Raw genomic sequence first — 14,243 nt, forward strand, 5'->3', positions numbered from 1 at the left:
TACGTCAGCAGTTTTATAAAAAAGTAGTTTTATAAAATTATAAAAATATCTGTCTGCCTATCCAATTATGGACAATAAAGATAAGAGTATCATTGAAAAACTATTATCTATTGCAGGGGTTGAGGCTTGCGCAATATCATCGTTAGACGGCGATGTTCTGCAGTTTAGCTCCAATAATGAAGATTTAAATGAACTCAGTATTAAAAAAGTTTCGGCAGAAATAAGCAAACTTTTTTCGTCATATTCAATATCCTCAATTGAAGTTTCTTCCTTATTCTTAAGTTTTGAATCTCATAATATTATTGTTAATGGTTTTGGCAGCGGATTTATTTTTATAGCAAGTAAAAAGAATTCCAACGTAAATTTAGTAAAAATGGAAAGTTCTTATCTTGAGAGCGAGTTTATAAAAATAGTTTCTAATTCTTTGGAAAATTTATCATCCAAACCTTCATTGTTTAATAATAACAATATACAGACCGCACAGAATCCGCAGAATGCAGGCGTTAATAATATAAATGATATTTATCCGCCTTTAGGCGACAATCAATTTGAATCTAATACTGCACAGCATGCGGCAATTTCACATTCTTCAGGTAGTGCAACAGACGGCTCGCATCAAAACAATAGCAGCAGTACGAACGGTGAAATAGCCAATGTAGTTCCTATAAATGTTATAATAGCCATTAAAGATTTATTTGCAAATAGCCTTGGACCTATATCGTCCATGATATTTGATTCAAAAATAAAAGAATTAAATCAGACAATGGATAATTTTAACCGTAAGAAAATAGAAGAATTTGTCAAGTTATTATCTAAAGAAATTGAAGACGAAAATGATAGAGTATTATTTTTCAAAAATGTAAATAATATTCTAAAAACTATCAAATAGATAATAACAATACCGAATATATAGGGGCATGGCAGTAAAGCGGTATTTTTATATATTAATATTAAATGCATGGCAATAATGGAATAGATAATTTTATTTATTTTATTTTATTTTTGTTCAGTTTTATTGTATTATATTTATATATTAAATTATTGTGTTGTATGTATTAATGCTTTTAAGAAAAGTTTAAAAGGATAGTTTAATAAGTTTGAAAAATATAATAGTTTCTTCTTTGCAATAAATAACGCCGGCGTGGCTCAGGGGTAGAGCAGCTGATTCGTAATCAGTTGATCGTAGGTTCGATTCCTATCGCCGGCTCCACTCAAAACCGCAGTAAATAAACACTTTTTAGACAATTTCATATCACATTACCCATAAATTAATACCGTTTTTAAAATTAAACTTAATTATATTAATTAGCTTTAGTCCTGTAATAGAAAATTTTTATGAATTTTTTTGCTCGGTTAAGCAAAATATGAGGAAGAGATGTATCATTTCTCATTATCACTTAAAGCGCATTACTTTGTTCAAGTTCTATCAAGTATTTCTTTACAGTTAATCCGCCTCCATAACCTCCTAATGCGCCAGTACTCTCAATAATTCTGTGGCAAGGTATTGCAAGAGCAATGGCGTTTGCTCCATTTGCACCGGCTACTGCACGGACAGCTTTTGCATTGTTTATATTTTTTGCTAATTGCAAATAGGTTGAAGTTGTGCCATATGGTATTTTTATCAGCGCATTCCAAACACTCTTTTGAAAATCAGTTCCAATCATTAATAATGGAATGTCAAATTCCTTTCTGTTTCCTGTCAAATATTCATCAAGTTGTTCTTTTGCTTTTGTTAGTGTTGCATTATTTTGTTCTAAAAAGTCAGCTATAAGCCCAATTTTGATCCTATTATCAACAGTTGTTCTCATTTTTCTGTATCTGAAATCAAGCAAGCATAGACGATTATCAAAAGAACCCAATATTAGTTCTCCGATTTTTGTTTTGTGATATTGGATATTGATTATGTTCACTTACAATACCCATCCTCTTTCTATTGAGCAATATTTTATTTTCTTACTTCCTTTTTTTTAATTCTTTTTTATTATCATTTTAATTATAGTTAAATTTATTATTTTTAATTTGCTAATTTTAATCTTTTTTTATTATTTTTTTTATTAGCTAATAATAATAAATTTTAACATATTTTTATAATTATTGTAATGCGGAAGTTCAATTTTAAAAAAGCTGTCTTAATTTATGGGTTCATTATACTTTTATCGTTAAATGAAATATTGTAATACCAGACGTTGCCGTCTTTCTTTTTATACACGCTTGCCATAATACCCCCCCGAATTTATATAATGACTCAAGGTGACAAATAGATGACGAAACTACGTTAAAAATTATATAGAATTGACTAAAATTTATGCAAGTTATTGTTTTACGGTTTGCTGTGAAGTGCTTATTTACTGAGGTTTTGAATGGTCGGGATGACACGATTTGAACGTGCGACCCCCTGCACCCCATGCAGGTGCGCTACCAGCTGCGCCACATCCCGATTTTGAACCGATTATACTTATAACTTATCACTTTATTATTTTATTGTCAATAATCGATAAATAATATATCATATTTCTATACTCTTTACATAAGGAATTAACATATATGCTTTCCAGTATGCGAATTTATCTTGTTTTTATTTTTATCAGTATATAATTTGTATTTATTGAAAGCAGATGATAATCATCATAATGTAACAATATTATTGTTATTATAATAATTATAATAACAATGTAATAAGCAGTTATAAAATAATATGGGCCATGAGCCATAGAACAGTAATTTGTTAAATATCAGCATTGCAGCGTGCAACTTGCTTGTATGAATACAATTATGTAGAACAGTAATTTGTTAAATACTTTCAGCAGAAGGCATGTTAAAATATAAAAAAATTAACCGATAAACTATGAATAAGTTATTTCACTTTTTACATGATAAAATTATTACATTAGGCGGTTCTAAATTATCTATTTTATCCATTGCCGTTGCAATTTTAGTTCTTGTATTTTCCTATCTCTTATCCCGTTATTCAATAAAATTTTTAAAAAAAGAATATTTAGATAAAACTTCAATAAGCAAAGGCACTAAACTGATAATCGTCAGACTTATTAAAATATTTATTTTAATAATAGGCGCTTTTGTAAGTTTTCAAATTCTAGGCATAAATCTTAGTTCGCTTGCAATATTTGCGGGTATTATAAGTTTGGGCATAGGTTTTGGTATCCAAAATATTTTAAGTAATTTTATTTCAGGAATAATAATATTATTTGAACAGCCCATAACAGTCGGCGATTATGTTTCTATAGGTGAATTAGACGGCGTAGTCACTGAAATAAGAACAAGAAGCACCACCGTAACAACAAGGGATAATATAAGTGTTATTGTACCTAATTCTAATTTTATATCTCAGGAGGTAATAAATTGGTCTCACGAAGACCCTAAAATTAGAATTCACATTCCGGTCGGCATTGAAGAAACTGCTTCTAAACTTGATTTGGCAAGAGATATTTTATTGCAGATAGCTTCGGAGCATCCTAAGGTTTTAAAAGACCCAAAACCAAGCGTCTGGTTTGAAACGTTCGGAAATTCTACTTTTAATCTTACGCTTCTAATATGGATTGAATCTGCTGTTTTCAGACATTATGTTGTAAGCGATATTAATTTTGAAATAGCTAAAAGGTATGCTGCAAATAACATTGATATAACTTATCCTTATACTAATTTACTATTTAAGAATGATTTAAGTATCAATAGCAACAATACAAATAACATAAATAAAATACTAAATCCAGGCGGCAGCAGCAATATGCAGGGGCGCGGACATTATGAAGATGACGGAAATCATACGGATAGCATTGGGCAAAATACAGATCCTGCTGTCAACAATAAAGGTAAACAAGGTAAGCAATGAGTGGTATCAGGATAGTTTAGAATGGTTTATCATATAGTTAATATTAGATTATATACATATGTGTTATACGTAATTATGTATAATATATATAATAAATCCACTATAAAACTTAAACAGTATTTAAACGATATCGAATATAAATATAATACCGGATTGATATAAACATAATTAATTAATTGGAACAACATCATAGCATCAAGGATATATAAATGATAAATATGATTAAATTAATATATTGTCGCGGTATCAAATATAAATATAATACAAGATTAATATAAACATAATTAAACTAATATATTATCATAGAAAGACGCGCTATGCTTTACATCATGCCTAATGCCGGCGTTAAGCCGATTGTTAGATTTATAAATCATGCTAAAAGAGATTTAGACGTTAATGTTTATTATTTAAATGATGAACCCATATTTAACGCCATCAGATATGCGGTAAAAAGAGGTGTTGACGTTAAAATAATGATAGACGGAAAGCCTTACAAAATGTCAATTAGAAAAGAAGAGCAAAAAATAAAACAAACGAAAGCCCATTTTGAAATAGATGAGAAGTTTGATAGAAAATATGTTTTTGACCATGCTAAATATATGTTAGATAATCATGAGGCTTTAATAGGAACGGCTAATTTTGATTGGTCGGCATTCCATAAAAACAGAGAATATGAATATACTACATATAATAAGAATACAATAAGCTCGCTTAGAAATATTTTTAATTCTGATTACAGAGATATAGTATTTGAAGGTTATATGAATCGCAATCTTGTTGTATCGCCAAAAGCAACGCAAAAACTGCTGTCGGTTATAAATCAGCCCGGAAAAATAGATATAGAAACGGAAGAATTGGGATATGACAGGTCTGTCTTGTCGGCGTTGGCAAGAAAAGGTTCTGCCGTTAGAATAATAGTTCCGTCGGCCATTTCTTATTATGATAAAAAAAATCTAAGATTTTTGGAAAGATACGGAGTGAAAGTAAGATTAATGCCTGTAAAAAATATTTATATTCACGCTAAAATGATTGTGGGAGCGCAAGAGGCTTTTATCGGCAGTGAAAATTTTACCTATACTTCACTGAATAAGAATAGGGAGGTCGGCATTATTATTTATAACGACAATAGAAAAAACAATAATAATTATAATAGTGTCGAAAGCGGCAATGACAGCAGCGCTGATACATTAAAGAGACTTAGAAGCAGATTTAACAAAGACTGGAGTATGGCTGATTAAGCCGCAACTGATACAATAATCAAAAATAGCAAGATTGTCAATATTGCAAAGACTGCTAAATACAGCATTATAATATAGATAATGAAAAATATATAGCAAATTACGTGGTTCTATTCAATAAAAATTGGATTGTATTTAATTAAAATGACCGAATTTAAAAATATTAAAAATAGAAATCTAAATAAAGATTATAACGAAGGCGAAATAAAAAACAGAATAAAAATTGAAAGCAGAGACATTGAAAGCAGAGACGAAGATAAAAGCAGAACCGAAAATAACGCCAATAGCAATAACAACAAATTAATGACCGAAACCCACGCAGCCAAACCAGTTAAAATATTTTTTACAGGAGGCATTTCTTCCGGTAAATCAAAATACGCTGAGAAAACGGCGCTATCCATTTTAAACAATAATTTGTATTTAGAGAAAAATGCTGATAAAAGTTTAGATGAATTGTTAGATGAAAGTTTCTATAGCAATTCAAATGAAAAATATATAGAAAATTCAAAAAGATTACACTTTATTGCCACCGCAAATTCTTTATCGTCTGACAATGAAATGAAAATAAAAATTGCTGAGCATAAAGCAAAACGCCCAGATTGTTTTACAATCCATGAAAATTTTGATGATTTAAAAACAGAAATTAATAATACATACAATTCAATTTCAGTTTCATCCCATAATGATTATATAATAATACTAATTGATTCTATGACCTTATGGCTTTCCGGAATTTTTACCGATTTGGCAACATACAATGAAGCATTATTAGCAATAGACGACCTTTTTGATTTTATCAGCAAGCTGGATTGTTTTTTTATATTTGTGAGCGATAATTTAAGTTTCAATATTGTACCTCAAGATGCATATGTTAGAAAATTTATAAGCTTAAATGGATTAATGGAGCAAAAAATTTCTGCGTTATGCGATTTTGTCTATTTGACTGTTGCAGGAAATATTTTAAGATTAAAATAATAGAATATAAAAATAAATAAAAATATAATACAATATGTTAATGTGATGCAGCGAAACTACGACTGTATAACAAATTAAAAAAATAAATACGATGAGTTCAATACGGTAAGTTATATACAATAAATATAAATTAAATTAAATAAATTAAATACTATAAATATAATCCTTAATCCTAAAATAGAAAATATTTATGCATTTCTTTGCTCGATTAAGCAAAAGATAACTTTCTATTGCAGGATTAAAAATAATAAAATAAATAAAATAATAGAAGAGTTTAGCAGAGTATGACAGAACACGGCAAAAATATTTACTGTGATTTCAATAAGTTAAATAAAGAAAAATTGTTGTTATTAATCAAATCTATCCCTGCGATAGATAAAAAAAAATATTATAAGATTGCCGAAAGTCGTTTGAATAGGCTTATTAAGCCGAAAGGAAGTCTCGGCAGACTTGAAAAATTTGTCTGCGATATTGTTGCTATTACGGAAAATGAACGACCGGTTGTAAACAGCAAATATGTTTGTGTTTTTGCAGGAGACCATGGAGTTGCCTTTGAAAATGTCAGCGCCTTTAAACAGGAAGTTACAGCTCAAATGGTTGCCAATTTTCTGACAGGCGGCGCTGCTATCAATACTATCGCAAATTCTGTCGGAGCCAGAGTCGTAGTTGCCGATGTAGGAGTGAATACCGATTTTGGCGATGATTTTTTAACTAACGAAAATTTTATCAATGCAAAAATAAATAAAGGAACCGGCAACATTTTTAAAGAACCTGCAATGTCCTACGATGATGCGCTTAAATCAGTGCATACCGGTATAATTATAGCCGAAAAATTAATTGACGGGGGAGCAAATATTTGTTCCACGGGGGATATGGGCATCGCAAATACCACGCCGTCTTCAGCCATTGTCAGCTTTTACTCTGGAATTGAGCCAAAGACAGTTTGCGGATACGGAACTGGCGTTGACAAAAAAGTTATTTTTAAAAAAGCAGTGATTATTGAAAAAGCGATTGTTAATAATATAACGGATAGAGATGACCCGATTAGCGTCCTTGCGGGCATAGGCGGTTTTGAAATAGGAGCTATAGCAGGTTTTATTATAGGCTGCGCATTAAAAAAAACGCCTGTTGTTGTAGATGGTTTTATATCGACGGCAGGAGCTATCATAGCCCTTAACTTAAATAATAATTGCGCAGATTATATATTTTTAGGTCATCTTTCAAAAGAGAAAGGTCATAGCGCTGCAGTTTCATTAATCAAAAAAGAATCCAACTCCGACAAAAAACCAGTCTTAAATTTAGGTATGCATCTTGGAGAAGGAACAGGAGCGGTTTTGGCAATGAAAATAATAGAAGCGTCTGTCGATATGTATAATAATATGCTGACATTTGACGAAGCTAATGTTATTGCTTCGAAGAAAAATCAATAAAATAATTAGAAATAAAAGATAAATATAGAAATAAATAATATAGAAATAAATAAAGATAAATATAGATAACTTAATAAAATTATTTGATTTATTAGCCATAAATTTTTATGAAAAAAATTTTAACTGCAATCAGTTTTCTGACTATTTTTAACTTTGATTCAATCTTTAAAAACGGTGCAGATAAAACATTAAAGTCTAACCGAAACACAGTTTATACGGTTTCCGAAGATAATAAAAATAAAACAGGAGCGGCATATATATCAGACGCCGATGTTCATACAAATGGAGCGTTGGACTCGAAGAACAATAATATGTACGGCACGGCGCAGAGAACTGATACCGGTGTGTATTCAGGACTGCATCTGGTAAAATCTATAAAATTTTTTCCTTTAGCAGGTCTGTTTATAGGTTTGAACATTGCGATTTTATATATTGTTTTTAATAAAATTACATTTTCACCCGGTATTGCTTCAATAATTTCAATCGCCGGTCTTTTTATTATTACGGGCGGGCTGCATTTTGACGGTCTGTCTGACACTTCCGACGGTCTTATGGCATTTTTAAAAACAGGGGATAAAAACAAATTTTATAATGCGATGAAAGATGTAAATACTGGACTGGCAGGCACAATAAGCGTCATATTCTATATTGTTTTATTATATAAAATTATATTGGACTTTAATTCTTTTCAAACATATAACAGACTTTACGGAATTTATGCATTAATTTGTTTTCCCGTTGTCGGCAGATATACTATTGTTTTAATGTCTTATTTTACAGTTACTCCAGAGAACTTCAGGGGCATAGGTTCAATTTTTACCGAAGGAACAGATATATTAACGTTTATTTCAGCTTCGGCGATTACATTAATTATCGTAGTGCTTTTTTTTGGATATAGCGGACTTTTTGCTTTGCTTGCTACTTCGCTTATAATGTTGATTGTTTGTTATTTTTTTATTAAAAAGTTTGGCGGAGTAAATGGAGATATGCTTGGTTTCGGCGTAAAAATATCTGAGATAATTTTCTTAATTTCCTTATTAGATTTTATAAAAACAGGATTTTAAAATTAATCCGTATCTGTATTGTCTGATTGTTTGCTATATTCTTTACTGATTGATATTTTATTTGCGAATTTATTTTTTTATTTGTTTATATATATTAGATTTTATAAAAACAGGATTTTAAAATTAATCCGTATCTGTATTGTCTGATTGTTTGCTATATTCTTTACTGATTGATATTTTATTTGCGAACTAATATTTATTTATCTATTTATCTATTTATCTGTAATATATAACATATATAATTATATAATATCTAATATGACTTTATCGCTGTCATTTACATCATCGTCGTTTGCCGTTTTGTTTTCCTCTGACAGGTCATCTTCCGGAAAATCAACTTTTACGCTTGCTTTCTCCAGTTTTGTAAAAGAGCGCGGCATACCGGTCTCATTATTTAAAATAGGTCCCGATTTTATAGACCCGATTGTTCTCGGTACCGCATGCAATTGCAATGTTGCAAATTTAGACCCTTTTTTAATACCTAAAAATAGATTAAATGATTTGTTTCAGCATTCAAGCAGCTGCGACAACGGTGTTTACGGCGATAAAATCATTAACGTTGATAACAGCGGCAATAACGGCGACAGTAGAGAAGATGGCGATAACAATAAAGCTTTTATTATCGAAGGCGCAATGGGACTGTATGACGGCAATTCCTATATTATAGCTGAAAGATTTAAACTGCCGGTAGTGCTTGTAATGGATGCTTCAAGGATATCTTCAACGATGGCGTCTTTAGTATACGGATTGAAAAATTATAAAAAAGGCGTTATTATTTCAGGAGTAATTTTAAATAATATTTCGTCGGAAAGACATTATCAACTTATAGCTTCCGAAATTAAAAAAAATATTAAGGATGTAAAGGTTTTTGGATATATTGCTGCAGACGGAAAGAATATTGCAATAAAAGAACGGCATTTAGGGCTTGCTACGCCCGGCTACTTTTCTTCTGAAAAAGAATTTAAAGAAAAGATTAAGAAAATAAAGAATCTTGTAATGAAAAATATCGATGCAGATTTGTTAATAAAAACTTTAATGAAAGATTCAACGTCATTTTTGTCGATATTAAAAACAAATAAAAACGATAATAAAAAAACAGCTGCCGAAGCCGGCAAATCTAAAATTAACAGGTCTAAAAAAGTCAAAATTGCCGTTGCGTACGACAATGCTTTTTTGTTTTATTATAAGTTTAATTTCGAAATTTTTAAAAAATTTAATGCGGAAATTATTTTTTTTAGTCCTATAAAAGATAAATCAATACCTTCCGGAGTTAAAGCTCTGTATATCGGCGGCGGCTATCCTGAGCTGTACGCCAAAGAACTTTCATGTAATGTAAACATGAAACATGAAATTTATAAATTTTATAAAAATAACGGATTGATTTTTGCCGAATGCGGCGGATTAATGTATCTATCCAAAAAATTAATTTATAAATCGATGCAGTATGATTTCTTAGATATTTTGCCGTTTGTTTCGACTATGGACGGAACTAAGTTGAAATTGGGATATCGTACGGTATATTTGTCTAAGGATTCATTTCTCGGGGAAGCAAATCTTAAAATAAACGGACATGAATTTCATTATTCGGAAATTTTAAATGACAATCAAAACATAATCAATTATAATATTAATTCTGATAATTATAATAACAAAATCGGCAATACGGCTAACTGCGGAAAAAATAATTTTAGCTTTGAATATCTTCATAGCGGCATTCATGTAGAATCTGTATTTGCAGTAAAAAATGTTTCTTCAAATAGCTTAACGAGATGTAAAATCGATGAAGGATATAGAATTTTAAACGCTATTGGAACTTATGTTCATGTTTCTTTTTTCTCAAATCAAAAAATTGCAAGGAATTTTATTGAAAGTGCAAAAAAATTATCTTTATGATTTTAACCCTAAATTAATAAGAAAAAGAAAAACAGAATAATGATTTTGCGAAAATAGAGCTGATAAAAACTAAATAACAAACTTAAATGGCAAACATAAACAATAAACATAAACAATAAACAACAAATATAAACAATAAATATAAATGACAGATATAAATAACCGGCATTATACATTAAAAGACTATATGCAAATAGCAAAAATATAAATAACAAAATTATAAACTAAAAGGAGCCATTACTAAATGCCAGATATAAATAATACAAATAATACAACAAATACAAATGATTTAAAAAATACCGCATGTATCTCTGCATTGTTGACGCAAAAAGAATCGGCGGAGAAGAATCAATTCACCAAAGCTATGGAATATGTGTGCAATAAAGAAAATATCGATAAGTCTTATCTTTTAAACAATGTGGCTTCAGGTAAAATAGTAATCCTGCATAATAAAAATCAAGATAATTTTGTGGGAATAGGAAAAGGGCTGACTACTAAAGTAAACGCAAGCATAGGTACATCTACTAATCATATAAACATTGACGAAGAAGTTAGAAAAACAAAATTAGCCGAAAAAAACGGAGCTGATACCCTTATGGAACTTAGTGTCGGCGGTGATTTAGATTTAATACGCAGAACGGTTCTGAACAGCACTTCGCTTCCAGTAGGCACTGTTCCTTTATATCAGGCGTTCAGAGAAGCAATAAATAAATATAAAAATCCTGCAAAAATGCCTGAGGACTTAATTTTTGAAGTAATTGAAAAACAGTGTGCGGACGGTATTTCTTTTATGGCTATTCATTCTGGTCTAAATCTTATCTCTCTTGAAAGACTGAGAAAACAGTCATACAGATATGCAGGGCTTGTTTCAAAAGGAGGTTCTTATCTTATTGCATGGATGATTGAGAATAATAAGGAAAATCCGCTGTATGAAAGATTTGAAGATGTTTTGAAGATTTTAAAAAAATATGATACCGTTCTGAGTCTTGGAAATGGACTAAGGGCAGGTTCTACTGCAGATTCTTTTGATAGAGCATATATGCAGGAATTGATTATAAATTGCGAATTAAGCGAGATTGCAAGAGATTACGGAGTTCAAGCGATAGTTGAAGGACCCGGACATATTCCGTTAGATGAAATTGAAGCTAATGTTAAGATTCAGAAAAGAATGTCCGATGAGGCTCCTTTTTATGTGTTAGGACCATTAGTAACCGATGTTGCAGCCGGATTTGACCATATTTCAAGCGCAATAGGAGCGGCAATGTCTTCAGCGTACGGGGCAGATTTTTTATGCTATGTAACGCCGTCGGAGCATCTGGGTATTCCTTCCGAGGCAGATGTTGTTATGGGGCTTCAGGCGGCGAAAATTGCAGCTCATGCTGGAGATATGATAAAACTTAAAAAAAATGCATCAGATATTAATATATCTAAAGCAAGGCGTGATGTTGATTGGGAAAAACAATTCTATTATTCTATAGACCCGGAATATGCACGAAGCGTATATGAAGAAAAAAACGATGATAACACGGCAGGATGCAGTATGTGCGGAGACTTCTGCGCCCCTCTTAAAGTTAGGAAATATTTTAAACATGAAATCTCAAAAGGGAAAAAAGCTTAAATTTTTTATACCGGCAGTGTTTGTTATTTTAATTTCATTGATTGTTATTTTTAGCATTGAAGGTATAGTCAAAGTTTATAAATTAAAGGCGGCAAAAATTAAACTTGCCGATAACTTAATATCTTTAAAAAAAGACAATACTAAAATTAGACGGCAAATATATGATTTAAAGCATAATAAGCAGTATATTTCCGAATTAGCCAGACAAGAACTCGGCATGATTAAAAAAGGAGAAATAGTTTTTAAATTTTTTGGCGCTGATAAAAACAAAAACGTAAACAAAAAAAATAAAAGCTAACGCAAGCCGGTGAAACACTTCCGCCTCAATCAAGAGGTAAGGGAATTCTTGCTTAGTTCTGATAAAAGTTAAAAAATATTAATATGACTACCGTAAATGCAGGATATTAACCCAACTTCACCATAATTATCAGCAACATATTGATATTGATATTACTATATTTATAGGGCAATAAGAATGCCTATAGGGACTATAAAATAAAAAATAAAATGCAATAATATTAATGGGTTATAATTTTAGAATAATAAAAGTGGTGAAGTTGGATTAATCCTATTCTATCTCATATGATTCAGGATGAAAACTATCCTGCATTTTAAATATTATTTTTTTGTTTATTTTTTTTTCTAATTTTTCAATATTAGCTTCTTCTTCATATATTTTGTTCATAACTTGCGGATGGACAATTACCGTTATTTTTTTAGATCTTGTTTTTTTAGATGTTTTTAAAATTTTTCTGAATATTTCGAAACAAATTGTTTGAGATGATTTAATCAAACCGTTTCCTTCGCATAGCGGGCAATTTTCCATGAGCATACTTGAAAGGCTATTTCTCAGTCTCTTCCTTGTCATTTCTAAGAGTCCCAGTTCCGATATTTTATTGATAGTAGTTCTGACCCTGTCGTTCTTCAGAGCTTCCTCTAATGTGTGATAAACTTTTTCCCTATTTTCAATTTTTTGCATATCTATAAAGTCAATAATGATAATGCCGCCTATATTTCTAAGTCTGAGCTGGTAGGCAATTTCTTTAGCCGCTTCAAGATTGGTTTTTAATATTGTATCCTCAAAATTTCTTTTCCCCACATATTTGCCTGTATTAACATCAATAGACGTTAAGGCTTCGGTGCTTTCAATGACGATGTAGCCGCCGGATTTTAACCATATTTTTTTATCGAGAGCTTTATAAATTTCATCTTCTACATCGTAATATTCCAATATCATCTGGGGTTTATCGTATAATTCCACCCTATTTTTAAATTCAGGAGATTGAATATCTAAAAAGTTTATAATTTTGTCGTATTCTTCTTTATTGTCAACTATAACATTATCTACGCTATTATTGAGCAGATCTCTTATTGCTCTCAGCGAAATGCTTAAATCTTCATGGATCAGCGCCGGCGCTTTCGAATCTATTTTATCCTTATATATATTATTCCATAAATTTACAAGAAATTTTATATCGCGTTCTATATCAAGTTCGCTCGTATTTTCGGCAGCTGTTCTTATAATCAGACCGGCTTCTTCAGGTTTATATTGCATAGCAATAGATTTTAGTCTTTTTCTTTCAGATTCATTTTTGATTTTCCTGGAAATGCCTACATGAGGCGAAGTAGGGAGATATACAAGGTATCTTCCCGGGAGAGAAATATGGCTCGTAACCCTTGGTCCTTTGGTTTTAACAGGCTCTTTCGCAACCTGCACAAGTATTTCCTGATTCTTTCTCAGAAGTTCATCAATACTGGGCATATTTTTTTCTTTTTTTCTTTTTTTCTTTTTCTTTGGCGTAAAACTCACATCAATATCATCGTTATTATCTTCATCTCCGTCAAAAAAATCATAATCTGTTATATCGATATCAAAAAAATCTCCGGCATATAAGAAAGCCGATTTATCATACCCGATATCTATAAAAGCTGCTTGAATTCCGGGCAATATTTGCATAACCTTGCCTTTGTAAATATTTCCATGTCTGGCAGAATTAGATTTCCTTTCTAAATAAAAATCTACAAGCTGTCCGTTTTCTAAAAGAGCAACCCTTGTTTCGTAATCATCTTTGTTTATTATAAGCTCGGTAGACAAAAAAACCTCTTAATTTATATTATATTTATATTATAAATATTAAAATTCTATATACATTCTAACATAAATGTTTATTTAAA

General features: G+C 30.7%; 11 protein-coding genes and 2 tRNA genes. 10 read left to right on the forward strand and 3 right to left on the reverse strand.

Annotation, left to right across the window (positions count from 1 at the left end; translation table 11 throughout):
• Positions 1-67: 67 nt before the first annotated feature.
• Positions 68-889 carry a roadblock/LC7 domain-containing protein gene (locus EVJ46_05695; GenBank protein RZD16508.1) on the forward strand — a complete coding sequence of 274 codons (822 nt, stop codon included), beginning with the start codon at positions 68-70 and terminating at the stop codon, positions 887-889.
• Between the two features lie 246 nt (positions 890-1,135).
• A tRNA-Thr gene (locus tag EVJ46_05700) sits at positions 1,136-1,210 on the forward strand.
• Positions 1,211-1,397: 187 nt separating this feature from the next.
• Here EVJ46_05700 and EVJ46_05705 read toward each other — a convergent pair.
• Both EVJ46_05705 and EVJ46_05710 read right to left on the reverse strand, forming a co-directional pair.
• The gene (locus EVJ46_05705) at positions 1,398-1,910 is read right to left on the reverse strand and encodes a methylated-DNA--[protein]-cysteine S-methyltransferase (protein ID RZD16509.1); all 513 of its coding nucleotides are present in this window, start codon (positions 1,908-1,910) and stop codon (positions 1,398-1,400) included.
• A gap of 451 nt (positions 1,911-2,361) precedes the next feature.
• Positions 2,362-2,437, reverse strand: a tRNA-Pro gene (locus EVJ46_05710).
• A 408-nt stretch (positions 2,438-2,845) separates the two neighbouring features.
• Between EVJ46_05710 and EVJ46_05715 the strand changes: the two genes are divergently transcribed.
• From EVJ46_05715 to EVJ46_05750, 8 genes are all read left to right on the forward strand, one after another.
• Complete coding sequence (locus tag EVJ46_05715; protein ID RZD16510.1) at positions 2,846-3,850, forward strand: mechanosensitive ion channel; 1,005 nt, start codon at positions 2,846-2,848, stop codon at positions 3,848-3,850.
• A 317-nt stretch (positions 3,851-4,167) separates the two neighbouring features.
• Positions 4,168-5,088: a GTP-binding protein gene (locus EVJ46_05720; protein ID RZD16511.1), complete on the forward strand. Its 921-nt coding sequence runs from the start codon at positions 4,168-4,170 to the stop codon at positions 5,086-5,088.
• A gap of 144 nt (positions 5,089-5,232) precedes the next feature.
• On the forward strand, positions 5,233-6,063 hold the full coding sequence (locus tag EVJ46_05725) for a hypothetical protein (GenBank protein ID RZD16512.1): 831 nt from the start codon (positions 5,233-5,235) through the stop codon (positions 6,061-6,063).
• A 284-nt stretch (positions 6,064-6,347) separates the two neighbouring features.
• Positions 6,348-7,493, forward strand: a complete 1,146-nt coding sequence (gene cobT / locus EVJ46_05730) for a nicotinate-nucleotide--dimethylbenzimidazole phosphoribosyltransferase (protein RZD16513.1) — start codon at positions 6,348-6,350, stop codon at positions 7,491-7,493.
• A 107-nt stretch (positions 7,494-7,600) separates the two neighbouring features.
• Positions 7,601-8,557 (forward strand): adenosylcobinamide-GDP ribazoletransferase, encoded by a 957-nt coding sequence (locus EVJ46_05735; protein ID RZD16514.1) that lies wholly within the window; start codon positions 7,601-7,603, stop codon positions 8,555-8,557.
• A gap of 258 nt (positions 8,558-8,815) precedes the next feature.
• Complete coding sequence (locus EVJ46_05740; GenBank protein ID RZD16515.1) at positions 8,816-10,450, forward strand: cobyrinate a,c-diamide synthase; 1,635 nt, start codon at positions 8,816-8,818, stop codon at positions 10,448-10,450.
• A gap of 244 nt (positions 10,451-10,694) precedes the next feature.
• On the forward strand, positions 10,695-12,068 hold the full coding sequence (gene thiC, locus EVJ46_05745) for a phosphomethylpyrimidine synthase ThiC (protein RZD16516.1): 1,374 nt from the start codon (positions 10,695-10,697) through the stop codon (positions 12,066-12,068).
• Positions 11,938-12,366: a hypothetical protein gene (locus EVJ46_05750; GenBank protein ID RZD16517.1), complete on the forward strand. Its 429-nt coding sequence runs from the start codon at positions 11,938-11,940 to the stop codon at positions 12,364-12,366. Before thiC ends, EVJ46_05750 begins: the two co-directional genes overlap by 131 nt.
• Positions 12,367-12,636: 270 nt before the next feature.
• Here EVJ46_05750 and EVJ46_05755 read toward each other — a convergent pair whose 3' ends face one another.
• Complete coding sequence (locus tag EVJ46_05755) at positions 12,637-14,163, reverse strand: Rne/Rng family ribonuclease (protein RZD16518.1); 1,527 nt, start codon at positions 14,161-14,163, stop codon at positions 12,637-12,639.
• Between the last annotated feature and the right edge of the window lie 80 nt (positions 14,164-14,243).

Origin of the sequence: Candidatus Acididesulfobacter guangdongensis, assembly GCA_004195045.1 — a bacterium.
Classification (GTDB): Bacteria; SZUA-79; SZUA-79; order Acidulodesulfobacterales; family Acidulodesulfobacteraceae; genus Acididesulfobacter; species Acididesulfobacter guangdongensis.